21 protein-coding genes are annotated in these 25,085 nt (G+C 39.1%); 17 read left to right on the forward strand and 4 right to left on the reverse strand.

Annotated features, from left to right (window positions below; genetic code table 11):
* The first annotated feature begins 165 nt into the window (after nucleotides 1-165).
* The 5 genes from M1V25_RS00005 to M1V25_RS00025 are packed head-to-tail and all read left to right on the forward strand — an operon-like array spanning nucleotide 166 to nucleotide 6,755.
* Nucleotides 166-1,347: a DUF2326 domain-containing protein gene (locus M1V25_RS00005; protein WP_498842068.1), complete on the forward strand. Its 1,182-nt coding sequence runs from the start codon at nucleotides 166-168 to the stop codon at nucleotides 1,345-1,347.
* A 3-nt stretch (nucleotides 1,348-1,350) separates the two neighbouring features.
* Nucleotides 1,351-4,581 (forward strand): type I restriction endonuclease subunit R, encoded by a 3,231-nt coding sequence (locus M1V25_RS00010; protein ID WP_498842069.1) that lies wholly within the window; start codon nucleotides 1,351-1,353, stop codon nucleotides 4,579-4,581.
* A gap of 2 nt (nucleotides 4,582-4,583) precedes the next feature.
* Complete coding sequence (locus M1V25_RS00015) at nucleotides 4,584-4,949, forward strand: AAA family ATPase (RefSeq protein ID WP_498842070.1); 366 nt, start codon at nucleotides 4,584-4,586, stop codon at nucleotides 4,947-4,949.
* Nucleotides 4,921-6,441 (forward strand): AAA family ATPase, encoded by a 1,521-nt coding sequence (locus tag M1V25_RS00020; RefSeq protein ID WP_498842071.1) that lies wholly within the window; start codon nucleotides 4,921-4,923, stop codon nucleotides 6,439-6,441. The genes M1V25_RS00015 and M1V25_RS00020 overlap by 29 nt, the downstream gene beginning before the upstream one ends.
* Complete coding sequence (locus M1V25_RS00025; RefSeq protein ID WP_498842072.1) at nucleotides 6,438-6,755, forward strand: hypothetical protein; 318 nt, start codon at nucleotides 6,438-6,440, stop codon at nucleotides 6,753-6,755. The genes M1V25_RS00020 and M1V25_RS00025 overlap by 4 nt, the downstream gene beginning before the upstream one ends.
* Before the next feature lie 109 nt (nucleotides 6,756-6,864).
* On the opposite strand, the gene M1V25_RS00030 is transcribed toward M1V25_RS00025, so the two are convergent.
* Nucleotides 6,865-7,782, reverse strand: coding sequence for a S49 family peptidase (locus tag M1V25_RS00030; RefSeq protein ID WP_116962964.1), 918 nt, complete (start codon nucleotides 7,780-7,782; stop codon nucleotides 6,865-6,867).
* Between the two features lie 129 nt (nucleotides 7,783-7,911).
* A complete protein-coding gene (gene aspS / locus M1V25_RS00035) occupies nucleotides 7,912-9,720 on the reverse strand; it encodes an aspartate--tRNA ligase (protein ID WP_498842073.1) in 1,809 nt (602 codons plus the stop codon).
* Between the two features lie 419 nt (nucleotides 9,721-10,139).
* Here aspS and M1V25_RS00040 point away from each other — a divergent pair, with 419 nt between their 5' ends.
* Complete coding sequence (locus M1V25_RS00040) at nucleotides 10,140-10,619, forward strand: hydrogenase maturation protease (protein ID WP_498842074.1); 480 nt, start codon at nucleotides 10,140-10,142, stop codon at nucleotides 10,617-10,619.
* 100 nt (nucleotides 10,620-10,719) lie between these two features.
* On the opposite strand, the gene pta is transcribed toward M1V25_RS00040, so the two are convergent.
* Both pta and M1V25_RS00050 read right to left on the reverse strand, forming a co-directional pair.
* Complete coding sequence (pta, locus tag M1V25_RS00045; RefSeq protein WP_498842075.1) at nucleotides 10,720-12,825, reverse strand: phosphate acetyltransferase; 2,106 nt, start codon at nucleotides 12,823-12,825, stop codon at nucleotides 10,720-10,722.
* Nucleotides 12,826-12,847: 22 nt separating this feature from the next.
* On the reverse strand, nucleotides 12,848-14,023 hold the full coding sequence (locus tag M1V25_RS00050; RefSeq protein WP_498842076.1) for an acetate/propionate family kinase: 1,176 nt from the start codon (nucleotides 14,021-14,023) through the stop codon (nucleotides 12,848-12,850).
* Between the two features lie 182 nt (nucleotides 14,024-14,205).
* On the opposite strand from M1V25_RS00050, the gene hypA reads away from it, so the two are divergent.
* The 11 genes from hypA to M1V25_RS00105 are packed head-to-tail and all read left to right on the forward strand — an operon-like array spanning nucleotide 14,206 to nucleotide 24,985.
* Entirely contained in the window at nucleotides 14,206-14,559 is a 354-nt protein-coding gene (hypA, locus tag M1V25_RS00055) for a hydrogenase maturation nickel metallochaperone HypA (protein WP_498842077.1), read from the forward strand.
* 33 nt (nucleotides 14,560-14,592) lie between these two features.
* On the forward strand, nucleotides 14,593-15,327 hold the full coding sequence (gene hypB, locus M1V25_RS00060) for a hydrogenase nickel incorporation protein HypB (protein ID WP_116962970.1): 735 nt from the start codon (nucleotides 14,593-14,595) through the stop codon (nucleotides 15,325-15,327).
* Between the two features lie 4 nt (nucleotides 15,328-15,331).
* Entirely contained in the window at nucleotides 15,332-17,620 is a 2,289-nt protein-coding gene (gene hypF, locus M1V25_RS00065; RefSeq protein ID WP_498842078.1) for a carbamoyltransferase HypF, read from the forward strand.
* On the forward strand, nucleotides 17,583-17,804 hold the full coding sequence (locus M1V25_RS00070; protein ID WP_116962972.1) for a HypC/HybG/HupF family hydrogenase formation chaperone: 222 nt from the start codon (nucleotides 17,583-17,585) through the stop codon (nucleotides 17,802-17,804). The genes hypF and M1V25_RS00070 overlap by 38 nt, the downstream gene beginning before the upstream one ends.
* 9 nt (nucleotides 17,805-17,813) lie before the next feature.
* Nucleotides 17,814-18,926 (forward strand): hydrogenase formation protein HypD, encoded by a 1,113-nt coding sequence (hypD, locus tag M1V25_RS00075; protein WP_498842079.1) that lies wholly within the window; start codon nucleotides 17,814-17,816, stop codon nucleotides 18,924-18,926.
* Nucleotides 18,923-19,948: a hydrogenase expression/formation protein HypE gene (gene hypE / locus M1V25_RS00080; protein ID WP_116962974.1), complete on the forward strand. Its 1,026-nt coding sequence runs from the start codon at nucleotides 18,923-18,925 to the stop codon at nucleotides 19,946-19,948. Before hypD ends, hypE begins: the two co-directional genes overlap by 4 nt.
* 11 nt (nucleotides 19,949-19,959) lie before the next feature.
* Entirely contained in the window at nucleotides 19,960-21,066 is a 1,107-nt protein-coding gene (locus tag M1V25_RS00085) for a 4Fe-4S dicluster domain-containing protein (protein ID WP_498842080.1), read from the forward strand.
* A complete protein-coding gene (locus M1V25_RS00090; protein WP_116962976.1) occupies nucleotides 21,063-21,914 on the forward strand; it encodes an FAD/NAD(P)-binding protein in 852 nt (283 codons plus the stop codon). The genes M1V25_RS00085 and M1V25_RS00090 overlap by 4 nt, the downstream gene beginning before the upstream one ends.
* 1 nt (nucleotide 21,915) lies before the next feature.
* The gene (locus tag M1V25_RS00095; RefSeq protein WP_116962977.1) at nucleotides 21,916-22,728 is read left to right on the forward strand and encodes an NADH-quinone oxidoreductase subunit B family protein; all 813 of its coding nucleotides are present in this window, start codon (nucleotides 21,916-21,918) and stop codon (nucleotides 22,726-22,728) included.
* A complete protein-coding gene (locus tag M1V25_RS00100; RefSeq protein WP_192877915.1) occupies nucleotides 22,725-24,056 on the forward strand; it encodes a Ni/Fe hydrogenase subunit alpha in 1,332 nt (443 codons plus the stop codon). The genes M1V25_RS00095 and M1V25_RS00100 overlap by 4 nt, the downstream gene beginning before the upstream one ends.
* Before the next feature lie 2 nt (nucleotides 24,057-24,058).
* Complete coding sequence (locus M1V25_RS00105; RefSeq protein ID WP_498842081.1) at nucleotides 24,059-24,985, forward strand: HoxN/HupN/NixA family nickel/cobalt transporter; 927 nt, start codon at nucleotides 24,059-24,061, stop codon at nucleotides 24,983-24,985.
* Nucleotides 24,986-25,085 lie beyond the last annotated feature (100 nt).

Here is a 25,085-nt window from a genome sequence, read left to right on the forward strand (position 1 = left end):
GCTTTTTTACACCTGTTAAACGACGAAACTCATCTGCTGCTAACTTGTTTATCGTTTCCCATCTCATTGATCATATCCACCTTTAATTTTTAAATAGCTATTTTGCTAGATTAAATACGGTTTGGAAAGAACTCTAATAATGCATACCTGCTGGGATTGAATTGGTTGCACGCTTCAGAAGCGCAGGAGATCAGGGAAAAAGAAAGCGCAACAAAGGCCTTAAACTCGGCGATCAAAGCGGGCATCGTGGCCACTCAAGGAGAGTTAGAAGCGGAACGGGTTCGAATCGAACGAGAGCTTAAGCAGGAATCTGATGCCATTAAGTCTTTTAATGTCCATCCCCAGTATAAAGAATTGCAGGAACAGGCAGATCGATTAACCGGGGAAATACATGACCTTACCAATAAGGCTCTATTGTTAAGACGTAAGCAGGAAAGATATGAAAAAACGGTGTCGGAAGAAAAAACGCCCGATACCAGCTCAGTTGAAAAGCTTTTTTCAGAAGCCGGTATACACTTCGCTGACAACATAAAAAGATCACTTGAAGAGGCCAAAGGATTCCACAAAGCAATTATCCAGAACCGTAAGCTGTTTCTCGAATCAGAGATTACCCAATTAAAAAATGCATTGGCTTCAAGTGAAGAGAATATCAAGGCGACATCTGATAAGCGAGCTGAACTTCTCCGGCTCTTAGAAACCCATGGGGCTTTGGAAGAGTTTTCCGTTCTTCAAGAACGTGTGGTTGAGAAAAAAGGACAGCTTGAAGTCATAAGGAACAAGATTTCGAATATCCGAGAAATGGCTCAACATAAAAAGGATATCAAGGCTTCAAAGATCGAATTAGAAACAAAGTTGCAGCGTGATTATGAGCAAAATCGAACCGAGTGGGAGAAAGCAGTCGCGCTATTCAACGAGAACTCTCAGGCTTTGTACGATGAGCCCGGAAATCTGATTGTCAACACAACTGACAATGGCTATAAGCTTGACGTTGAGATTCATAAAAGCAGCAGCGAGGGTGTTGGTAAGATGAAAATATTTTGCTACGACCTGATGCTTGTTGAATTAATGAACCAACGAAGCGGCATAGACTTTCTATTTCATGACAGCAGCATTTTTGATGGTGTTGATTCTCGGCAAAGAGCACTTGCGCTTATGCATGCGAACCGAAAAGCGCTGGAAAATAATTTTCAATACATCTGTGCATTGAATTCAGACATGATCCCCAGTGATGACTTTGATGAGGGATTTTCGATTGATGAATTTGTGCGGCTAACTCTGAAAGACCAGAAGCCAGAGGATTCAATCTTGGGCTTTCATTTCGAGTTGGCTAAAAAGAAAAAGGGATAGCTCATGAGTGCTAAATTCACAGAGGAAAAGTTAGAAGTTGTAATCATCGAGCTTCTGGAAGTTGAAGGCTACGAGCACGTTCTTGGACAAACTATATCAAGAGAGCCCAATGAGGTTCTGATCAAGGAAGATTTAAAAGCATATCTTTTTAAGCGGTATGCAGCCGATAACATTACCTCGGGTGAGGTTGAGTCGGTTGTTCGCAAGCTGGAGGTCTTTTCCGCATCTGATCTTTATGAAAGTAACAAAGCCATCATGAAGATGGTCTCTGATGGCTTTTTGTTGAAGCGTGAAGACCGCAGCAAAAAAGATCTGTATATCCAGTTGCTGGATTATCGGGATCTTACCGAACTGCGTGAGCCGAAGCCGACGGAGGTCGAAACCGTCGTTGCCGAGGAAGTTGCCCCTTATAACGCCACCCAAAACATCTATAAGGTGGTGAATCAGTTTGAAATCCTTGGATACGAAAAACGGATACCTGACGGCATTATATACATCAACGGTTTGCCCTTGGTGGTTTTTGAATTCAAAAGCGCCATTCGTGAAGAAGCAACCATCCACGATGCCTATGTTCAGCTGACAACCCGGTACCGCCGGGATATTCCAGAGCTGTTTAAATACAACGCGATTTGTGTGATTAGCAACGGTGTCAATAATAAGGCCGGTTCTTTCTTTGCCCCGTATGAGTTTTTCTACGCGTGGCGTAAAACCGATGGCGCAGACCTTGTTGAGAAAGATGGCATTGATTCCCTCTACACCATGGTTAAAGGGATGTTCAACCTGCATCGGATCAGGGACATTATCCGAAACTTCATCTATTTCCCGGATACCTCTAAAAAGGATGAAAAAATCGTCTGTCGCTATCCACAATATTATGCTGCCACAAAACTTTATGAAAATATAAAGTTGCATCGCAGGCCCGAGGGCGACGGTAAAGGTGGAACTTACTTTGGCGCTACCGGCTGCGGAAAAAGCTTCACCATGCTTTTTCTGACCCGGTTATTGATGAAGAGCGTGGATTTTTCCAGTCCCACCATCGTCCTTATAACGGATCGAACTGACTTGGATGACCAGTTGTCCGGGCAGTGTACCAATGCGAAAGGCTATGTGGGTGATGAAAGCATCATCAGCGTGGAAAGCCGTCAGCACCTTCGTGAATTACTAAAGGGTCGTAACAGCGGCGGTGTTTTCCTGACCACGATTCACAAATTCACTGAAGATACTGAGCTGCTGACGGATCGCAGCAATGTGATTTGCATTTCAGACGAGGCCCACCGAAGCCAGATTAATCTGGATCAAAAAGTTCGGGTTACAGAGAATGGCGTTACACGCACCTTTGGTTTTGCCAAATACCTCCATGATTCGCTTCCCAATGCAACCTATGTCGGTTTCACCGGAACGCCGATTGATGCCACTCTGGACGTGTTTGGTGAGGTAATCGATGCCTATACCATGACGGAATCCGTCAAGGATGAGATTACGGTTCGTATTGTATACGAAGGTCGGGCTGCAAAAGTGCTGCTGGATAACAGAAAACTTGAGGAGATAGAAGACTACTACGCCCAGTGCGCGGAAGATGGTGCTTCCGACTATCAGATCGAGGAAAGCAAGAAGGCCAATGCCCAGATGAATGCCATCCTTGGTGATCCCGACCGGATAAAGGCGCTGGCTCAGGATTTTGTTAAGCACTATGAAAATCGGGTTTCAGAAGGATCAACCGTAAAAGGCAAAGCCATGTTTGTCAGTTCAAGCAGGCAGATTGCCTATGACTTTTACAAAGAAGTTATCGCGCTGCGGCCTGAATGGGCGGAAATAAAGGTCCGTGAGGAAGGTGCTGAGCTGACCGAGAAGGAGCGCAAGGAAATCAAGCCAATGGAACGGATCAAAATGATCATGACCCGTGGCAAAGATGATCCAAAGGAGCTTTACGACATTCTTGGAAACAAGGACTACCGCAAGGAGCTGGACAGGCAATTTAAGAATGGGAAATCAAATTTCAAAATAGCTATTGTCGTTGATATGTGGCTGACAGCAGGATTCGACGTCCCGTTTCTGGATACCATCTACATCGACAAACCGATCCAACGGCACAACCTCATTCAAACGATATCCCGAGTTAACCGTAAATTTGCAGGCAAAGAAAAAGGTTTAGTGGTCGACTATATCGGCATCAAGCGTCAGATGAATCAGGCACTTGCTCAGTATTCCAAGACCGACAGTTCAAACTTTGAAGAGATCGAGCAGTCGATTGTTGTTGTCAAAGACCATTTAGATCTGCTCGGCAAGCTGTTTCACAAGTTCGACAAAACCGCATACTTTTCCGGCTCCCCGCTTCAACAGCTGGAATGCCTGAATATGGCGGCCGAATTTGTTCAAGTGACTCAAGAGATTGAAAAACGCTTCATGTATTTGGTTAAGCGTTTAAAGGCCGCCTATGACATTTGTTGCGGAAGTGAGGCTTTCAGCCAAACGGAACGTGACCACATTCACTTCTGCCTCGCCGTAAGGTCTATCGTATTCAAGCTGACAAAGGGCAATGCTCCTGACACGGCACAAATGAATGCCCGTGTACGTGAGATGATAAAGGAAGCCCTCCAAAGTGACGGCGTTGAAGAGATCTTCAAAATGGGTGAAAACCACGGTAAAGAAGTCGACATTTTTGATGATGACTACCTTGCCAAGATCGAAAAGATCAAACTGCCGAACACCAAGATAAAACTTCTGCAGCAACTGCTGGCCAAAGCGATCGATGACTTCAAGAAGGTCAACAAGATTAAAGGGACAAACTTCTCAAAGAAATTCAAAGCCCTTGTGGAAAAATACAACGAACGCAAGGAACAGGATGTTCTGATCAGCAACGTACTGGAAGACTTCACCGATGAGATCATTGATCTGTTCCATGCACTCAAAAAGGAAAAGGAATCCTTCGGCGACCTCGGTATAGACTTCGAGGAGAAGGCTTTTTATGACATTCTGCTGGCTCTGGCGATCAAGTATGACTTTGAGTACCCGGAAGACAAATTGCTGAGTCTTGCCAAGGAGGTTAAGAAAGTCGTTGATGATAAATCCAGATTTACCGACTGGAATGAACGTGATGACATTAAAGCCGAATTGAAAGTCGAGCTGATCCTCCTTCTTGCCAAGCACAAATACCCTCCTGTGGACCGCGACGAGGTCTATAAAGAGATCTTCGAGCAGGCTGAAAACTTCAAAAAATATCAGGGGGTCAAATAGCGATGAGCGGCGAGATAAAGAAAATTGACTCGATCAAAAACATAGCGGTTTTTAAGGACTTCCGCTGGGCATCGTCTGTGCGGGATGGTGACAACAACATCGCTGAGTTTAAAAAGATCAATATTCTTTATGGCCGGAACTACTCCGGTAAAACAACGCTCTCGCGGATTTTCAGAGCTCTCGAAACCGGATCGATCTCAGACAAATATAGTTCACCTGAGTTTCAATTGGCTTTTAATGGCGGCAGTACTGCCACCCAAAACTCACTAACCAGTCATGGTCAGGTTGTTCGGGTTTTCAATGAGGACTTTGTCCGGGACAACCTGCGTTTCATTATGGATGACGAGCAAACCATTAATTCATTTTAATCAGGAGTCTGAAGAGCTTCGTCAAGCATTGGAAACCCTACTTGGATCGATTGAACGTGAGCGATCCCGAGTTCCTAATCTACTGAAAATCAAAAACTCAGATTTCTACACTAACTTTACAGCTGACTTGGATTCACTGGCAGAACAGTTATCGACCATATCAACGTCTTACTGTGAGAGCTTGAACTCCATAAAAGAACAGGTCGAAAAACGAAGAGATGACATTTTTGCGCCTCTTGAGTTTAAAACACCTGAGTCTATTGAAGAAGATTTGAATGCGGTCAGGGATTCGTATGAGCAGCTCAGAAACGAATCTAACCAGTTTACGACTTCACTAAGCTCAGATCAATCGGAAGCTCGTGCTGCTCTCCGCCTCCATGAAGTTCATACATTCATAAACGATATAAAATATGAAGATGAATGCACTGCCATTGATGCGCTGAATAAGACAATGGGCAAGGCGGAAGAAGCTAAGAAATTTGCAAAGGAAAAGGTCGATGCAAAGCGAGCAAAGATCAATGAACTGAAGGCCCAGCTAAAAGATGAAAGCAAAGGAGCTGATCGGGTAAACGACTATCTGAATAATTTCTTTGGTCATCAGTCCCTTTCCCTCAAAGCCATTGAAGAAACCCCGGGGGACGCATCATCTGGATACAGGTTTGAGGTAACTCGGAACGACAAAAAAGCATTCCACCTCAGCGAGGGTGAATGCAGCCTGATAGCTTTCTGTTACTTCATGGCCAAGCTTGAAGACATAGAGACTAAAGGTAACCAGCTGATCATCTGGATCGATGATCCCATTTCCAGCTTGGATGCAAACCATATCTTTTTTGTCTACAGCCTTATTAATGCCGAGATTGTAACGCCGGGGAAATATGAAGATGGCGGTGAGCTAAAGGAACGTGATCGTTTTAAGCAGCTATTTATTTCGACTCACAACCTGGATTTCTTGAAGTATCTGAAGCGGCTTCCCGGCGCTTTGAACAAAAACAAGTCTCAATACTTCATCATTATCCGAACGGATCAAGCCAGTGACATTACATTGATGCCTCGGTATCTCAAGGACTACGTCACAGAGTTTAATTTCCTGTTTCATCAAATTTATAAATGCGCCCACGCCCAGATCGAATGTAATGAGAATCACGATTGCTACTACAACTTCGGGAACAATGCTCGGAAGTTTCTTGAAGCATTCCTGTACTACAAGTACCCCAATGCCGTAGAAAAAGATGACAAGTTAGCGCGATTTTTCGGAGATGATGCATTGGCTGCGTCACTAACGGATCGCATCAACAATGAGTTTTCCCATTTAGCGGGCGTATTTGAGAGAAGTGTTTTACCTATTGATGTTCCAGAAATGAAGACCACAGCAAACTTCATTTTGCGGAAAATCAAGGAAAATGACCCCGATCAGTATTCAGCTTTACTGCAAAGTATCGATGTGACTGAGGAACCTGTTGAAGAGCTTCAAACAACAGTAGAGGCTCAATGAAAATCCTTCATACATCCGACTGGCATATCGGCCGCACCCTTTACGGCAGAAAACGCTACGAGGAATTCTCTGCGTTTCTGAATTGGCTGACCCAGACCATTGAAGATGAAACCGCGTGGTTGACCCAGGCACACATGGCAGAACTATTTCAGGTGAAACCGCAAAATATTACCATGCACCTGAAAAACATCTATGCTGAGGGGGAATTGGCGGAAGAGTCAACTTGTAAGGAGTTCTTACAAGTTCAACAAGAGGGTGCAAGACAGGTTGAAAGAAAACGGAAATTTTACACTCTGGATGCCATTATAAAGTAAAGCGCTGCTGAGTAATTTAAATGGTTAACACTAGGTTCTGTGAAGTTGAGTTGGCTCAAACGAGCGAGCATCTAGATTAGAAGTCCATTTCATCGAGGCACGTATCTTTTTATTGTAATTTCAAATTACTGGCTTTAGCAGCTTGATACATAACTCCAGTGCCCAGTTTTTGACTTAATTGATCAAATAGATTTAACGGTTGAGTAAAATTAATGACTTTCATATTATTGAATTTATCACGTTGTAAACTGTCAACAGATGCAAAGTCATCAATTAAACCATATTCTTTCGCTTGAATGCCAGAAAATGGCATGCCAGAAAAAATCTTATCTTCGGCTTTAAGGTTAAGTCTGTCACCTCGAACTGCCTTCACAGCATTGATAAAGACTTGATGTGTTTGGGTAAGCATTGCTTCCATTTCTTTTACTTGTGCTGCACTTTGCGGTTCAAAAGGATCCAAAAACCCCTTATCTTTACCGGATGTATAGAGTCTACGTTCTACACCAATTTTCTTTAACAACTCGACAAAACCAAATCCATCAGCACGCACACCGATTGATCCTGTGATAGTCATTTTATTGGTATAGATATCTTTAGCGGCTGAGGCAATATAGTAACCCCCAGATGCACATACATCAAGGCATACGGCATAAAGTGGAATTTTTGAATATTTGTTTTGGAGATAGCGCATATGTTCATAAATATTATCGGATTGAACAGGTGAGCCGCCGGGGCTATTGATTTCAATAATTACAGCTTTGGTGTTTTTATCTTCAAAAGCCGCATCTAGGCTGTTATTAATACGTGTGGCATTAGCATTGCTATCATCAGCAATAACACCATCAACTTTTACCAAGGCGATGTGGTCTTCTGTTTTAATGGGAGGGGTGCTAAAAGTTTTAAATAATAGACCGATGATTAAAAGAGCAACAACAAGCCAGCAGAGTCTAAAGAATATCCGCCAGCGTCGTGTGCGCCTTTGTTCAAGTATATAGGCATTAGCAATTCGTTCTAAATGTTCTGACATGATGGTTCCTTTTTTAATAAGTGTAAAACGAAAAATGAACAGTCAAATGGTAGAGGAAATTAAGAAAAAAATCAGCAGGATTTATGGTTAAAAGAGAAAGATAGATGGTTTTAAGCTTAACCTACTTGTTTAAAGTGTCTGATATTTGGGTTTTTCTATGCTATGCGGTTTTTCATGTATAACAGTTTGAATAGCAAGCTCATAAAGCTGTTCTTTACTTACTTCGGTTGGTGCTTCAGTCATTAAGCAACTTGCAGTTTGTGTTTTAGGAAAAGCAATAACATCGCGGATATTCGTGGTGTGGGTAATCAACATTGTTAAACGGTCTAAACCAAAAGCAATACCACCGTGGATAGGTGCGCCATATTGTAAAGCATCAAGTAAAAAGCCGAACTTCTCTTTGGCTTCTTGTTCACTAATACCAAGTAGAGAAAACACGGTTTGTTGCATTTTCTGATCATGAATACGGATAGAACCACCACCAACTTCATAGCCGTTTATAACCATATCATAAGCACGTGATAAAGCTTGTGTTGGATTGCTAATCAGCGTTTCACATGAATCGACTTTGGGTGCAGTAAATGGATGATGTAGTGCATATAAACGGTCATCTGCTTCTTCAAACATCGGGAAATCAATAACCCAAAGTGGTGCCCATTCTTTAGTATGTAATTGCAAATCCTCACCAATTTTAACGCGTAGAGCACCCATAGAGTCATTAACAATATTTGTACGTCCTGCGCCAAAGAAAATGATATCACCATCTTCAGCACCCGTTGTAGCAAGTACTTTATCTAGAGCTTGTTCAGAGAGATTTTTAACAATAGGAGATTGTAATCCTTCTTTACCTTGTGCTTTATTATTGACTTTGACATATGCTAAACCTTTGGCACCATAAATGCCGACAAATTTTGTATAATCATCTAGCATTTTACGCGTAAGCTTGTTATTACCTTGTGCCAGACGCATCGCAATGACGCGAGAGTTATTGTCGTTAGCAGGGGCAGAAAATACTTTAAACTCTTCATTTTTCATAATTTCTTTAACATCAACAAAATAAAGTGGAATGCGCAGGTCAGGTTTGTCAGAACCATATTTATCCATCGCTTCGGCGTAACTCATAATAGGAAATTTCTGTGGTAGATCGACATTGATTGTATGTTTGAAAAGAGAGTGAATCATATTCTCCACGATAGACATTAATTGTGCCTCATTAATAAATGAGGCTTCAATATCGACTTGAGTAAATTCAGGTTGACGATCAGCGCGTAGATCTTCATCACGAAAACATTTAACAATTTGATAGTAGCGATCAAAACCAGAAACCATCAATATTTGTTTAAATAACTGTGGTGATTGTGGTAGGGCGTAAAATTTGCCATGATGATTTCTGCTTGGCACTAAATAGTCACGTGCACCTTCAGGTGTAGCTTTGGTCAAAAAAGGTGTTTCAATATCTAAAAAACCTTGCTCATCTAAAAATCGGCGAATGAATTGTGAAATGCGTGCACGCTGAATCAAGCGTTGTTGAATCTCAGGACGTCGCAAATCAATGTAGCGAAATTTTAAGCGTACATCTTCACCAACGTGTTGATGTTCATCAATTTGAAATGGAATGGGTTTGGCATGACTGATAATCTCAAGTTTATGTCCAACAATCTCGATTTTACCACTGGCGAGATTTGGATTTTCTTGACCTTCAGGGCGTGCTTTTACAATACCTTTAGCTTTTATCACATATTCATGACGAACGTGATCTGCAAGTGTGAATACATCTTGGTTTTGAGGTTCATAAATCAATTGAACCAAGCCACTTCTATCGCGAATATCTAAAAAAATCACACCACCATGATCACGGCGGCGATGTACCCAACCACAAATTTCTACTGGTTGGTCAATCAGTTTTTCGTTAATGTCAGAGCTATAATGGCTACGCATTTTTTATCCTTTAATGATTCAGTTTTAGTAATTGATTGTGCAAACTCAGACGCATGAAAAGCACTTGGAAGTTTGGCAGTCACATGAACGTTTAAGCATATAGAAATATTAAACAGATGACAATCGTTGAAGATGGTAGTTTTTTCTACAGAATGTTTTTTTATTTTTTAGGTTACAATCCGAATTAAAGTGAATATAGAAAGGGTATATAAATTTTATACAACTGCAAACGTCTGTTCTACTAAGTAAAAAACAATGACTAGAATGTAGTTTTGATCTTTGGTTTGCTAATAAGCATACGTTAAAAACCAGAGAGATTAACAGTTAAGCTTGCTTTTACTTAGATTGCAAAAGAAAATCTAAAAACAATGCATTACAATTTTACTCGTTTTATAAAGTGACTAAATCATAGAGGGTGTGTGAGAAATAAAAAAAGTCATAAAGTCCTTATTGTAGGAATTGGTTCGCCTTTTGGTGATGATCAATTTGGGTGGTTAGTTGCTAAAAACATCCAAGAAAGATTAATTGCCAAGCATAGAGTTGATGTTGAGATTGTAGATCGACCTGGTTTGAATTTACTTAGATTTTTAGAGCAGGGTTATCAAAAAATTATTCTTATTGATGCGGTGAATGCGGGTCTGAGAATAGGAGAAATACTTTGTCTGAAAGCGAATGAGATATCTAAATTTATTAAGGGTTCTCTATCATCTCATCATATTGGTGTGGCACCTTCACTTGCTTTGGCAAATGCGTTGAATATGAATATCAGTCATGTCATTTTTTATGGCGTTCAAGGTGAGCGGTTATTCGTTAAGGATGGTCAGTTATCGCAGGTGGTAGAAGATGCTATTTCCCCTATGGTTAGCAAGATCTACTATGAGCACGTCCTTCATAGCTAAAGCGATGTATGATCGTGATAATTAGGAAGCAGTAAGGTAATAGGTATGGTAAATAAGTGTTTCTTAAATGGGATATCCCGTTGCGACCATGTTTATTTTATTATTTTTTCTCATGTGCTCCAGCCTGAATTGCGGTAATTGCAATAGTATAGATAATGTCATCCACTGTAGCGCCTCGTGATAAATCATTAATAGGCTTGTTAAGACCTTGCAAAATAGGACCAATACTTAGCACATTAGCACTTCTTTGTACGGCTTTATAAGTCGTATTTCCTGTGTTAAGGTCAGGAAAAATCAGTACCGTGGCATATCCTGCAACTGGACTTTGTGGCGCTTTTTTGCAAGCAACAGACAATGTTGTTGCAGCGTCATATTGTAAAGGTCCATCAATGACTAAGTCTGGTCGTTTTTGTTTAACGATTTCTGTTGCTTGACGCACTTTGTCAACGTCAACGCCATACCCTGATTGACCGGTGCTGTAGCTGATCATCGCGATCTTAGGATCAATTCCAAACGCATCAGCTGATTCTGCGCTTTGAATAGCAATCTCGGCTAATTCTTGTGCATTAGGATCAGGATTAACTGCACAGTCTCCATAAACTAATACTTGATCTTCTAGACACATGAAAAAAACTGAAGAAACAATCGAGCATTCAGGTTTTGTTTTAATAATTTTTAATGCAGGAGAGATGGTATGTGCTGTGGTATTTAGTGCTCCAGCTACTAAACCATCTGCATCACCAATGGCAAGCATCATTGTGCCAAGGGTGACAGTGTCTTCTAAACTCCCGCGCGCCAAAACATCTGTCATGCCTTTATGCTTACGCTTCTCAATTAGAGGTGCTACATATTTTTCTTTGATGCTATCTGGATCAATTGTTTTGAGTGTATCAGAGAAGCTTAAACCATGCTTTTGTGCAATTTCTAAAATTTTCTCGCGTTTGCCAAGTAGAATACATTCAGCAATTTTACGTTTAGTGCAAAAAATGGCGGCTTCAATTGTACGTGGTTCGTATCCTTCTGGCAGCACAATACGTTTTTGCTTTTCAGTCGCACGCTTAATAAGATAGTGACGAAATGCAGGAGGTGACATTTTTTTATTGATAGTTCCTTTTTGTAGTCGTTGTTCAATTTTTCTAATATCAATATGTTCAGCGATTAAAGCTTTAAGCAACACTAAGCGCTCAGTGTCATCTTTTGGAATGCTGCTATAGTCAATATCGGCAAGTTTTAAAATAGTGCTAATGCTTTTACTTTCAGTCGCAAAAATCGGGAGTTGAGTTTGCTGAGCAGTATGTAAACAAAAGTCAATCACATTTTTATTGACCAGTGAAAATGCAGTAAGGATAAGTCCAGAAATTTGAATTTCTTTTTGCGCCGCAAGTGTTGTTGCCAAAATAATATCACTACGGTCAGAAGCAGTAATAATCAGCACTCCTGGTTTAAGCTCATCTACAACGTGATCGATAGTACGTGAGCACATAGTAACGACTTGAACTCGCCGATTGTGGTCAAAGTTTTCGTGTACAGCTGAAAGCCCAAGCCAATTGGCAATATCAATAACACGTGGAAAAGCAAGTTTATCTTGCCAATAGGTCACACCAAGCAGGGTCAAATTATGGTTTTTAAAAATAGGCATTTCCTTAATATTTGCTGTTGTGATCATGTTAGTCATAACAGAAGGTAAAGATTCATCTAATAAGCTAAAACGGTTATTACCATATTTATCAATAGGGGCATTGAGTTTGGTGATAATGGCGCCAACAAGCGATTGGCTAGGAATTTGCTGTTTATAGTGTTCAAGTTGTGCTTCAAGCTCTAAGAGGTTTTTATTGCCTTGTCTTGCGATTAATACGACATCTGCATTAAAAGCATGAATCAGAGTGGAATTAAAAAGAGAAGTAAATGTGTTGAGCCATTTAAAATCATTATGATTGTGTTCTTTGATAAATATGCCGTCAATTAGTATAATATCAGTTCCTTCGCTTTTTTGATCATAAATATTCAATAGGTGCTCAAAAAATGCCTTTACACGATTTTGGCGAAAGTATTGTTCAATATCGACAGAAGATAAGTTAGAGTCAAATAAAGGGTTAAACAGTTTAACCGTATAACCTTGTTCTTCAAGTGCATGTTTTAAACCCTGTTTCAGTGAAAAGAGTCCAACACTTTGACCGGTTGGCAGTAAAACAATCGGGAGTGGCATGTTTATTCCTTCCTAAAGTGACTTAAATTAAGTGCTGACATGCTTGTGCAATCATCAGTTCTTCATTGGTTGGAAGTACCATGATGCGCTTACTGTTGTGTGCTTGAATTTCAGTATATGTTTTTGGTGCCTGATTACATTTATCATTGATTTTAAAACCAAGGTTATTAAGGTTATTTATGATTTTTTGGCGAACTAAAGCACTATTTTCACCAATTCCAGCGGTAAAAATAAGACCATCAAAACGATCAAAATACATCATATAACTTGCAATGAAGCTTGCAGCACGGTGACAAAAAATTGCTAATGCAGTTTCGGCTTTTTTATTTCCTTGAGTAATCATTTTACTAATGTCGCGCATATCACTTTTGCCGCAAAGTGCCAACAGACCACCTTGTCTATTCAATAGAGTGGTGATTTCATCGATGCTTATTTTTAGTTGTTTGTGTAGATATTGAAATATTCCAGGATCTATGCCGCCTGAGCGTGTGCCCATAACAAGACCATCTAGTGGCGTAAATCCCATGCTGGTGTCAATGCTTTTACCTTCTTTGATAGCAGTAATACTGCAACCGTTACCTAGGTGTGCACTGATAAAATTGCCTCTTTCGATATCTAAATATTGTGCAGCATTTTTAGCAACATAGTGGTGACTAATGCCATGAAAACCATATTTTCTTACGTGTTGATCATAATAAAATGTATCTTGAATTGCATAGCGATGAATATGTTCAGGAATACTGTGGTGAAACGCGGTATCAAACATTGCGACTTGTGGAATATGAGGGAAGTGCGTTAAGCAAAATTCGATACCAGCTAAATTTGCAGGGTTATGTAAAGGTGCTAAAGGAATGAGTTGTTTGATTTTAGTAATTACGCTTTGATCAACAATAACAGCTTCATTGAAAAGATGACCACCGTGCACAACCCTATGTCCAATGCCTGTAATGCAGTCAAAAAAATCATAGCTTTTCAATGTTTCTACAATCAAACCAAATGCAAGTCTATAGTTCATATTAGATTGGGTGAACGTTTGTTTATCTTGTGCTGCATTTGCGAAAGAAAAGCAAGCATCACTTTGTCCAATTTTATCTGCAATTCCAAAAAAAATAGCCATAGTTTGATGATGATTAAACAAAGCAAATTTAATTGATGAGCTACCGCAATTAAATATTAAAAAGTATCGTTTATCTGACATGAGAAAAAAAGCTACACTCAAGTGAGCTTTCAATATAACCTGATAATGACGCTAATGAAAAGCTCTAATCAACAAAAACTTGCGTTGTATCATAAAAAGGTTAAATATAAGTAGTGCACGCTTTAGTGAAAAATGTGATTTGTGTTACTCTGCAAATAAATAAAGTGATTGACAATTAGTATATGCACGAGTTTTCTCTTTGTCAGAGTGTCATTAAAATCGTATCTGATCAGCTTATAAAAAAGAAGTATAAAAGCACCAATAAGATCAATAAAGTAATACTGAGTATAGGCGAGATTGCAGGAGTTGATATTGAATCAATCCGATTTTGGTTTCCAGTTGTGGCAAAAGACACCCTTTTAGAAAAAGCACAGCTGGAGGTCAAGCTCAAAGAAGGTAAGGCTTTGTGTTTAAGATGCAATTATGTGTATCGATTATTTAAGTTATATCAGGCTTGCCCAAATTGTGAATCATATGAGAAGCATATCTTAAGTGGTCAAGAAATGTTGGTTAAAAATATTGAAATGAGCAATTGAACGTTTTTTTATTTTCACATCTAAGGAGCAAAAATGTGTACAACTTGTGGATGTCAAGGTAATACCTATCATGAGCATGATCACCACCATTATGAGCATCGAATTGATAGTATTGAAATTGAAAAGGCGATTTTAGAAGTCAATGATTATCATGCAAAGCATAATCGTGAATATTTAGACAAACGAAATGCTGTAGCATTAAATTTTGTATCCAGTCCAGGTTCTGGTAAGACTTCACTACTTGAAAAGACAGTTTCTGCACTTCAACAAAAGTATTTAGTTGCTGTTGTAGAAGGCGATCAACATACAGAAATCGATGCAGATAGAATACGTAAAGTAGGTGGTCAGGCTTATCAAATCAATACGGGTAAAACATGTCATTTGGATGCCCACATGGTTGGTCATGCATTTGAACATTTAGCAATAGCAGAGAATAGCTTTGTTTTTATTGAAAACGTTGGCAATTTGATTTGTCCTGCTATGTTTGATTTAGGAGAGCATCATCGGATTGCTGTGATTTCAACAACTGAAGGAGATGATAAACCTCTTAAGTATCCAGATATGTTTTATTATGCTGATACCGTTGTGATCAATAAAACAGATTTATTACCTTATGTTGATTTCGATACTAAGCGCTGTATAGATAATATACGTAAGATTCGTACTGAGGCAAGGGTGTTTGAGTTATCTGTAAAAACAGGTCAAGGGTTAAATATATGGGTTAGCTGGCTAAAAAGTTTGATTAAAGAAAGAATAAACACGGTATGAAATTATGAAAGGCTGTGTGAAGGTTGTAGCAAACGGCGTTGTGCAAGGTGTGGGTTTTCGACCTTTTATTTATCGTTTGGCTCGTGATTTTAAGTTAAATGGTAGTGTGCAGAACACACCAAGAGGTGTTGAAATTATACTAGACACCACACTCAAACATGCTCAGTTGTTTATTGACGCAATCAAAACACATCTGCCAACTTTAGCAAGATTGGAAATGATCAGTATGAGTATTGTTGATTCTGCAAAAAAATATTCTACTTTTGAAATTTTAAAGAGTGAGCAAGGTGAAAGTGCAACACAAATTCCTATTGACACTGCCATTTGTACCTTATGTTTACAAGAACTCTTTTCACCAAATAGTGGTTATTACCTTTACCCTTACGTTAGCTGTACTCACTGTGGTCCACGTTATAGTGTGATTGATGCCTTGCCATACGATCGTGATAAAACAACGTTTAATGATTTTCCGTTATGTTCTTCTTGCTTGGCAGTGTATCAAGATCCATTAAATAGGCGCTATCATGCTCAAACGACGGTTTGTGAAAAATGTGGGCCACAACTGTCACATCACTTTCATGAGATGAGCGATATTTTACATCAAGGTAGAATCTTAGCTTTGAAAAGCCATAATGGTTTTAGACTGATTCTAAATGCCCAGGATGAACAAGCCATAAGCTTGTTGCGTAAACGGAAGTTTCGACCACAGAAGCCGTTTGCCTTAATGTCTTTGAACATGGAAAGCATAAAGCAATATGTTATGGTAGGTGACAAAGAATCGACATTATTGCATTTGCCACAGCGCCCAATTGTATTATTGAGCAAAAAGGAAAATTGTAAGCTACCAAGTAGCTTAGCTCCTGGTTTAAATGAACTCGGTTTTATGCTGCCGGCAACAGGGTTAGATTATTTGCTTTTTTATTATCTGTTAGGAAAACCTCAAGGACAGCAGTGGTTACAACAAGCTCATGATCTTGCTCTTATCGTAACAAGTGCAAATTTATCTGGTGGCAGTATTATTGCGAACAATATGGCAGCAAAAGAAAAATTACACTTTATTGCAGATTTAATCGTTGATGATAATCGTAAAATTGCTATGCAAAGTGATGATAGTGTAATGCGAGTTGTGGCAAATAAATCGATGATGATTCGTCGATCTAGAGGGTTTACACCTACAACTTTAGCACTAAAAGAGAAGCTTCCAAGCGTATTTGCAGCTGGAGCGTTATTAAAAAATACTTTTTGCTTTATTGATAAGAGTGAAGCATATTTGTCTCAGTATATCGGCGATATGGATAATCAGGATAGCATCGAGTATTTTCAAAAAGCGTTTCACCATTATCAAAAGCTATTTGGTATGAAGTTCTCAGCAGTAGGGTGTGATTTACATCCGGATTTTTATACAACCAGTTTTGTTGAGCGTCTTGATTTGCCTTTGTATAAAATTCAACACCATAAAGCTCATGCTGCATCAGTGATTGCTGAACATAACATCAAAGGAGAGGCATTAGCACTTATTTTAGATGGCTTTGGTATGGGAGAAGATGGGGTTGCAAGAGGTGGTGAGTTATATCACTGTAATATAGCTGAACTTAGCTTTAAGCAAATAGGTGAGCTTAGTCCTATGATTTATCTAGGTGGGGATAGAGTACAAAAAGAGCCCTGGCGTATGGCCTTATCGTTATGTGTTGAACTTGCCCTTAGTGTACCAAAGTATTTGTTAGAGCATCGAAATTCAAAAATATTCTTAGATTTGTTACAACAAAATAGCTCAAGTTTACCTGTTACAACTAGTATGGGACGCTTATTTGACGGCATTTCAAGTTTACTAGATATCTGTCATTACAATAGTTTTGAAGGTGAGGCTGCTATGAAGTTAGAAGCATTAGCAATTACTCCTGTCGTTGACGAAGCATTGTTCAAATTAAATCCAAACAACCAATTGGACATTTCTTGGTTGATTAAAGCATTATTAAGTAGTTCAAACCAAACGCAGGCAAGTAATTTGTTTCATGGCACGCTGGCATATGCGTTAAGCGTTTGGATGGATAAAAATGCACAAGTCAAAGACATAAAACAAGTCATTTTAAGTGGTGGATGTTTTCAGAATAAAGTGTTATTGACGCTATTATTAGCGCATTTAAAAGAGAGGGGTTTAACTGTTTATATTCCTGAGTCTGTCCCTGTAAACGATGGTGGTGTGAGCTTAGGGCAAGCCTGGTTTGCTGCTAAAAAATACCAGAAGGAGAAACAAAATGTGTTTAGCAATTCCTGCACAAGTGATTGCACTTAAAAAAGATCAACAGGCGCTTGTTAATGTTGGTGGAGTGCATAAAGAGATTTCTTTGGTGTTGCTGGCAGAAAATATTAAGGTGGGTGAATACGTGCTTGTTCATGTGGGCTTTGCATTGAGTAAGCTTAATGAAGAAAAAGCCAAACAGACTTTAGCTGACTTTGCTCAGATGTTAAAACAATGAGGATCAGTCATGAATTATATTGAGGTTTTTCGCGATCCTAGGGTAGCAAACAAGCTGATTGAAAAAATCCAAAAAGTAGCATTACCAGATAGAGAATATCATTTAATGGAGTTTTGTGGTGGACATACACATGCAATCCATCGTTATGGGATTGCTGGGCTTTTGCCAAGTAATGTACATATGATTCATGGACCTGGATGTCCTGTTTGCGTTTTACCTGTTTCACGTGTTGATCAGGCAATTTTTTTAGCCAGACAAGAGAATGTCATCTTTTGTAGTTATGCAGATATGTTACGGGTACCAGGTACAAACCAAGATAGTCTGATAAAAGCAAAAGCACGTGGTGCAGATGTTCGTATGGTTTACTCTATTGAAGATGCAGTAAAACTTGCTATTTCTCAGTCAAATAAAAAAGTCATTTTTTTTGCAATAGGTTTTGAGACAACAACACCGCCTACTGCTGTTGCAATTGATACAGCAAATAAATCTGATATAGGCAACTTTTATATATTTTGTAATCATGTATTAACACCAGTTGCAATGGAAGCGATTTTATCAGATGAAGTTAAAATCAATGGTTTTGTTGGTCCTTCACATGTGAGTATTGTTATTGGTAGTAATGCTTATCATTCTGTAGCAACGAAATATCACAAGCCTATAGTGATTGCAGGATTTGAACCTTTAGATGTATTGCAATCGATCTTAATGTTGATAGAAATGATCAATAACAATGAAATTGGCGTAAAAAATCAATATATTCGCGCAGTAAGTGCAAAGGGTAATGAATTTGCTCAAAGGCTTATTCATACTTATTTAGAATTATGCCCAACGTTTGAGTGGAGAGGATTAGGTTTTATCCCTAAAAGTGCTTTAAAAATTAAACAAGAATATGCACGTTTTGATGCGGAAGTGGAATTTGCCATTCCTCAGGGTGTTGTAGGTATTGAGCACAAAGCATGTGCTTGTTCTGATATTTTAAGGGGTATAAAAAAGCCAAAAGACTGCAAGTTGTTTGGTGTGGCATGTACCCCAGAGCAACCTATGGGAGCCTGTATGGTGTCTTCGGAAGGCGCATGTGCAGCGCATTATCAATATCAATGGTCTAGGGCTTCTTCTGTATGAGTGTGAAGATAAACTTTAATACAGGTGTAGTCGATATGGCAATAGGAGCAGGTGGTAAAGCCATGAATCGCCTTATTGATCAGCTCATGAAAAAAGCATTTGCCAATGATTACTTGTTACAAGGTGAAGATCAAGCCACCTTGCCAGAAATAAAAGGTCAACTTGCTATGACCACTGATAATTATGTGATTACGCCTTATTTTTTTCCTGGTGGTGACATTGGAAGTCTTGCGGTATATGGTACAGTCAATGACCTTGTTGTAGGAGGCGCAAAGCCGTTATATTTATCGGTAGGATTTATTTTAGAAGAGGGGCTGCCTCTTAAAGATTTAAAAGAAATCGTAAACTCCATGGCAGAGGCTGCTAAAAAAGTCGGAGTTAAGCTTGTTACAGGAGACACTAAGGTTGTTGAAAAGGGCAAGGGAGATGGTATTTTTATTAATACAACTGGGCTAGGTGTAATTGAACAAAGTTTCGTTACAAGAACGCCCTTGCAAAAAGGAGATAACATTATTATCAATGGCTTTATTGCAGAACATGGTGTGGCTGTGATGTCTAAGCGTCAAGGTTTAAATTTTGACTGTAATGTCAAAAGCGATGTAATGCCTTTAAATCGTTTAATTGACATGCTTTATCAATCAGGTTGTAAAGTCAAAACAATGCGTGACCCAACTCGTGGTGGAGTTGGAGCAACGTTGAATGAATGGGCTTATCAGTATCAAGTTGGTATTTGTATAAATGAATCTGCTTTGCCAGTGGGTGAGGAAGTCCGTTCAGCCTGTGAGTTATTGGGCTTAGATCCTTTGTTTATTGCAAATGAGGGCAAGGTATTAATCGTATGTGAGGCACAAGAAACTGATAAAATCCTTCAAGGTTTACAATCTCAGCCAGAGGGAAAAGATGCAGCTGTGATTGCAAAAATAGAAAGTGAGAATGAGGCTTATGTTACGATGAAAACACGCTTTGGTGGTATCAGACGCGTTGATTGGTTAAGTGGTGAGCAATTGCCAAGAATTTGCTAAAAGGAGAAAATATGAGTCAGTTTTATTTTTTACCACATACGAGTTTAGATGATTTGATTCATTATTTAAAACAAGAGGGTTTTATGGTTAAAGCACCAATAGTAAGCGAAGGTGCGATTGTGTATGATGATATTGAAAAAGCAGCCGAATTACCCTGGGGATACATTGATGAGCAATCTCCGGCGCATTATAAAGTAACAAAAACCAATGCTAAAGCTGCTTTTGGATGGAGCTTACCGGTACAGTCTGTTAAGCCGATGCTGTTTAAGGAAAAAGAAAAATTATGGCAAGTCAAGAGAGATAAAAATGGTACACTTCAGTTTGAGTCATGTTTAAATAAACGAAAGTATGCAGTGTTAGGTGTGAGACCTTGTGATTTACGGGCAATTGAAATTCAAGATCGTGTATTTATTGAAAATGCTTACCAAGATGTGCGTTATAAGGTGCGTCGTGAAGCGATGTTTATTATTGCAGCTAATTGTACAACCTGTCACAGCAATTGCTTTTGCATAAGTTTGGGAGATTCCCCTTTTGCTGATAAAGGTTACGATTTAGCGATGACGGAAATTGATCATGGATTTGTTGTTGAGTCTGGAGGTGATAGTGGCAGAATGCTCATTGAATATTTGCAGTTGCAAGTAGCCAGCGGTGCGCAAACGCACATAGCCTATCAGAAGGTAAATGGTGTATATGGTAAACAAAACAAGTCTATTCCTCCCTTAGCACAAGTAGAAAAAGCACTTTTTGAAGAACATGATCACCCGCAATGGGAGGATGTTGCTAAACGATGTTTATCATGTGGAAATTGTACACAAGCCTGCCCAACCTGTTTTTGTCATACTGAAAAAGAGTCACCAAGTTTAGATGGCAAAGAAAGCACACATGTACGGGAGTGGGATTCTTGCTTTGGTTTAGATCATAGCTATACGCATGGTAAGCTTTATCGAGACAAGCCAAAATATCGTTATAGGCAGTGGTTAACACATAAGTTTTCAACGTGGCGGGAACAGTTTCGTACCAAAGGTTGTGTTGGTTGTGGACGCTGCATTACTTGGTGTCCGGTGAGTATTGATGTCACAGAAGAAATTAATATCATTTGTCAGGGGACAAATAAATGATTTATCCACAAGATGCCTACCTGCCACACGAAGCAGAAATTATTGAGTTTATTAAGGATGCAGGAGATATTTTTACACTGCGATTGCGTATAATGAATGAGAAAGTGCGCCAATCTTATAGCTTTCAGCCTGGTCAATTTAATATGATTTATTTATATGGGGTAGGAGAGGTCGCGATTTCAATCGTTAATGATCGAGACTTTAGTCGTGAGCTATTTGAGCACACCATTCAAGTTGTTGGACGCGTCACAAAAGGCATACAGAAGTTAAAAGCAGGTGAAAAAATTGGTATTCGAGGTCCTTTTGGTAGTTGTTGGCCAATTGAACAAGCCAAGGGTAAAGACGTTGTGATCATGACAGGCGGACTAGGGAATGCACCTTTAGTAGCTGCAACAGAAATGATCCTAAAAAATCGTGATAACTACGGTAAGCTCTATGTTGTACAAGGGGTGCGTCATAGTGTGGGATTAATCTATCAGGATAAATACGTGCGTTGGCATAACACACACAATACAGAAGTGATTATTACGACAACGGAAGGTAAACCTTTTGGACCGTGGAAATGGTATAACGGTTTTGTAACAGCAACAGTAAAAGATCTTAAACTGGATTACCAAAATACTTATGTGATGAGTGTAGGTCCTGAGATTATGATGAAAAATGTTGCTAAAGCTTTTATTGATATTGGCGTACCGGCAAATCAAGTTTTCGTGAGTTTAGAGCGGAGCATGAAATGTGCAATTGGACATTGTGGTCATTGTCAAATGGGTAAAGAATTTATCTGCAAAGATGGTGCAGTTTATGCTTATCCTTCTGTAGAAAAACTGCTATCTATTGAGGGGGTCTAAGATGTCAGCTCAAGACAAATTAAGTGGCTTATCAAGTAAACCAACGCTGGCGGTACATAAGTTTAGCTCTTGTGATGGTTGCCAACTTGCATTTATTAATGATGGGGTTAAGCTCCTGAAACTATCAGAACTTGTTGAAATCAGGCATTTTGCAGAAGCAGGTCCTGTGGATGAAAATTGTAAAGTGGATATTGCAATTATTGAAGGCAGTATTAACACCCAGCATGATGTGCATCGTATTCAAAGGATTCGTGACAATAGTAGATATCTGATTGCAATGGGTGCGTGCGCCACAAGTGGTGGTATTCAAGCACTACGCAATAACACTAATAAAGCTGAGTTTAAAGAGTGGATAAAAGAGGTGTATCCACAACATACGGATGTGATTGCTAAAGAGGAGCTTGATACGGTTAAAGCAATTGAAGATTATGTTGAAGTGGACTTTGAGGTTAGAGGTTGCCCTGTCAGTGGTGAGCAGATGTATCATATGGTGCGTCAGTTATTGTTTAAAGTAGAGTCCGAGTCAATTGTTGATCCTGTGTGTACTTCTTGTAAACACAGAGGGATTACTTGTGTCATAGTTGCATATAATGAACCATGTTTGGGACCTGTTACTGCTGATGGTTGTGATGCACTTTGTCCAAAAATTAATAGAGGTTGTTATGGCTGTTATGGTGTTTCAAAATATGCCAATTTTGATGCAATGACAGCAAAACTTAAATCAATGGGGCTTACTGATGAACAAATTGCTCGTAAATATCATTTTATCAACAATCAGCAACAAGGCTTTAAACAAGCAGGAGATAAGCAATGAGTTTCATTGCAAAAAGCACTAAAAAAATAGAAGTCCCTATTTTAGCGCGTGTTGAAGGAGAAGGTGCGCTTGATTTAGAGATTACAGATAATGAAATCAGCAAATGTCACGTTCGTATTTATGAACCTCCGCGCTATTTTGAGAAATTTTTAGAAGGGCGTGAGCCTAATGAGATCATTGATGCTGTTGCACGTATTTGTGGTATTTGTCCTATGGCCTATCAGATGAGTGTTGTAACGTTAATGGAAAAAGCGTTTGGTGTTGAGGTGACCTCTTGGATTAAAGCAATGCGTCGTGTGATGTATTTAGGTGAGTGGATGGAGTCACATTATCTACATACTCACATTTTAGCAGCGCCTGATTTTTTAAAGTATCATTCTGCGATTGAAATGGCAAAAGACTTCCCAAATGAAATCAAACGCGGTGTTAAATTGCAGCACCTGGGCAATGATATTTTAGCTCTTTTTGGAGGGCGTTCTGTTCATCCTGGTGCAATTAAAGTTGGTGGTTTTTATCGTGCGCCTAAACCAAAAGAAATCAAAGCACTTATTCCACGCTTACAAGAAGCATTGACTGATGCTAAAGATGTGGTACTGTGGTTTGCAACTTTACCTTATCCTGATGTAAATTTTGATGAAATTTTACAAGTATCATTAATGGATCAAAGTGGGCAATATCCGGTTATTGCTGATCATGTTGTTACAAATAAAGGAGAGAGCTTCCCAATTGAAGATTGGGATCAATATTTTTATGAATTTCATGCCCCACAATCCACGGCACTGCATTCAACACGTGATGATAAACCTTATATGACGACACCATTGACACGCTTAAATTTAAATTTTAATAAATTACCACAAGAAGTACAGGATTTAGCTAATAGCACAGGCGTCTCTTTCCCAAGTAATAACATCTTTCATAGCATCTTAGCACGTTCAATTGAGTGCTATTACGCTATAGGTGAGATTTTACGTATTTTGAAAAATTATGAGTATCCAGAAAAGCCTTATGTGGATGTGACTTACAAAGCAAGTAAGGCGTGGGGAGCAAGTGAAGCGCCACGTGGTATTCAAATTGACTACTTTGAGTTTGATGATGAAGGACGGGCTACCAAAATACGCATTACCCCACCAACTGCGCAAAACTTGGCATGTATGGAAGCAGATTTAAAGCAATCACTAACTCAGTTTGGGTTGGATAAATCCGATGATGAGCTAAGAGTGTACGCTGAAATGGTGATACGTAACTATGATCCTTGTATTTCATGTTCAGCACATTTTTTAACTTTAAATCTAGAGCGAATCAGCAGTACAGAAATAGAGAAATAGTCATGTGTGATAAACGGTTTTTTGGTAAGTTTATTATAGTTAGTATAGTTTTATGGGTCGTATTTGGATTGATGTTCTATCAGCATTTGTCGTTATTAGGCATGGTGTTTATCGCTTTTGTACTAGGTTTAAGACATGGCTTTGACGTTGATCATATCGTGGCAATTGATAATATTACACGTAAACTCGCAGCAAGTGATAAACCAAGTATCACAATAGGCTTGTTTTTTGCTTTGGGACATTCTACTGTCGTATTTTTGCTGACTTTTTTTGTAATACTCGGTGTAAGTTTAACTCAAACAGAAAAAGTAGGTGTGTTAGCAACAGGTGCGCTTGTCGGTAGCATTGTATCAATTACATTTCTATGGCTTACCGCGAGCATGAATGTTGTATCTTTGTACCATATGGTTAGGCGTAACCAAAGTAAACATCTTCATTCGCCCTTAGCACATTGGCTTAGACCTATTTTTAAATTGATTGATAAACCTTATAAAATGTATCCAGTTGGATTTTTGTTTGGGTTAGGGTTTGATACGGCTACTGAAATCGCTCTTTTAGGGTTGGCAGCAAGTGTGTCTTTACAGGGCGAGTCTATATGGCTTATTTTGTGTTTGCCGATTGCATTTGCATTAGGAATGACATGGGTTGATTCGTTGGATGCAATTATTATGACAAAGCTGGTTGATACAAACAGCTTGAATTCATCTAAATATAAGCACTTTAACATTACGGTATTATTAATTGTTATCTTTGCTGCGTTTAGTGTTGGCTTTATCCAATTATTTAGTTTAATTGGCATTAAAATGTATGACATGGTAGGTTTTGTTTTAGATTACTCACCGTGGTTTGGAGCAGCAATTGTTTTGATCTTGCTTTTATTACTGATATTCATGTGTTTAAAAGAGAGTTTAAGGATAACTCCTAATTAAGTAAAGAGAAGGAGCTTCGGCAGATAAAAAACACTTTCGCTTCACTTGTCGTTTGTTACAATGAATGCTATTCAAATTGATTGAAGGGTTTTATCTTAGG

Origin of the sequence: Candidatus Nebulibacter yamunensis, assembly GCF_024208055.1 — a bacterium.
GTDB lineage: Bacteria > Pseudomonadota > Gammaproteobacteria > Francisellales > Francisellaceae > Caedibacter > Caedibacter lacustris.

What these genes read in the sequence shown, in the direction of transcription:
- M1V25_RS00010 (WP_498842069.1), top strand. Translation starts at nt 1,351, where the DNA reads ATGAGTGCTAAATTCACAGAGGAAAAGTTAGAAGTTGTAATCATCGAG.
- M1V25_RS00015 (WP_498842070.1), top strand. Translation starts at nt 4,584, where the DNA reads ATGAGCGGCGAGATAAAGAAAATTGACTCGATCAAAAACATAGCGGTT.
- M1V25_RS00020 (WP_498842071.1), top strand. Translation starts at nt 4,921, where the DNA reads ATGACGAGCAAACCATTAATTCATTTTAATCAGGAGTCTGAAGAGCTT.
- M1V25_RS00025 (WP_498842072.1), top strand. Translation starts at nt 6,438, where the DNA reads ATGAAAATCCTTCATACATCCGACTGGCATATCGGCCGCACCCTTTAC.
- M1V25_RS00030 (WP_116962964.1), bottom strand. Translation starts at nt 7,782, where the DNA reads ATGTCAGAACATTTAGAACGAATTGCTAATGCCTATATACTTGAACAA.
- aspS (WP_498842073.1), bottom strand. Translation starts at nt 9,720, where the DNA reads ATGCGTAGCCATTATAGCTCTGACATTAACGAAAAACTGATTGACCAA.
- pta (WP_498842075.1), bottom strand. Translation starts at nt 12,825, where the DNA reads ATGCCACTCCCGATTGTTTTACTGCCAACCGGTCAAAGTGTTGGACTC.
- M1V25_RS00050 (WP_498842076.1), bottom strand. Translation starts at nt 14,023, where the DNA reads ATGTCAGATAAACGATACTTTTTAATATTTAATTGCGGTAGCTCATCA.
- hypA (WP_498842077.1), top strand. Translation starts at nt 14,206, where the DNA reads ATGCACGAGTTTTCTCTTTGTCAGAGTGTCATTAAAATCGTATCTGAT.
- hypB (WP_116962970.1), top strand. Translation starts at nt 14,593, where the DNA reads ATGTGTACAACTTGTGGATGTCAAGGTAATACCTATCATGAGCATGAT.
- hypF (WP_498842078.1), top strand. Translation starts at nt 15,332, where the DNA reads ATGAAAGGCTGTGTGAAGGTTGTAGCAAACGGCGTTGTGCAAGGTGTG.
- M1V25_RS00070 (WP_116962972.1), top strand. Translation starts at nt 17,583, where the DNA reads ATGTGTTTAGCAATTCCTGCACAAGTGATTGCACTTAAAAAAGATCAA.
- hypD (WP_498842079.1), top strand. Translation starts at nt 17,814, where the DNA reads ATGAATTATATTGAGGTTTTTCGCGATCCTAGGGTAGCAAACAAGCTG.
- hypE (WP_116962974.1), top strand. Translation starts at nt 18,923, where the DNA reads ATGAGTGTGAAGATAAACTTTAATACAGGTGTAGTCGATATGGCAATA.
- M1V25_RS00085 (WP_498842080.1), top strand. Translation starts at nt 19,960, where the DNA reads ATGAGTCAGTTTTATTTTTTACCACATACGAGTTTAGATGATTTGATT.
- M1V25_RS00090 (WP_116962976.1), top strand. Translation starts at nt 21,063, where the DNA reads ATGATTTATCCACAAGATGCCTACCTGCCACACGAAGCAGAAATTATT.
- M1V25_RS00095 (WP_116962977.1), top strand. Translation starts at nt 21,916, where the DNA reads ATGTCAGCTCAAGACAAATTAAGTGGCTTATCAAGTAAACCAACGCTG.
- M1V25_RS00100 (WP_192877915.1), top strand. Translation starts at nt 22,725, where the DNA reads ATGAGTTTCATTGCAAAAAGCACTAAAAAAATAGAAGTCCCTATTTTA.
- M1V25_RS00105 (WP_498842081.1), top strand. Translation starts at nt 24,059, where the DNA reads ATGTGTGATAAACGGTTTTTTGGTAAGTTTATTATAGTTAGTATAGTT.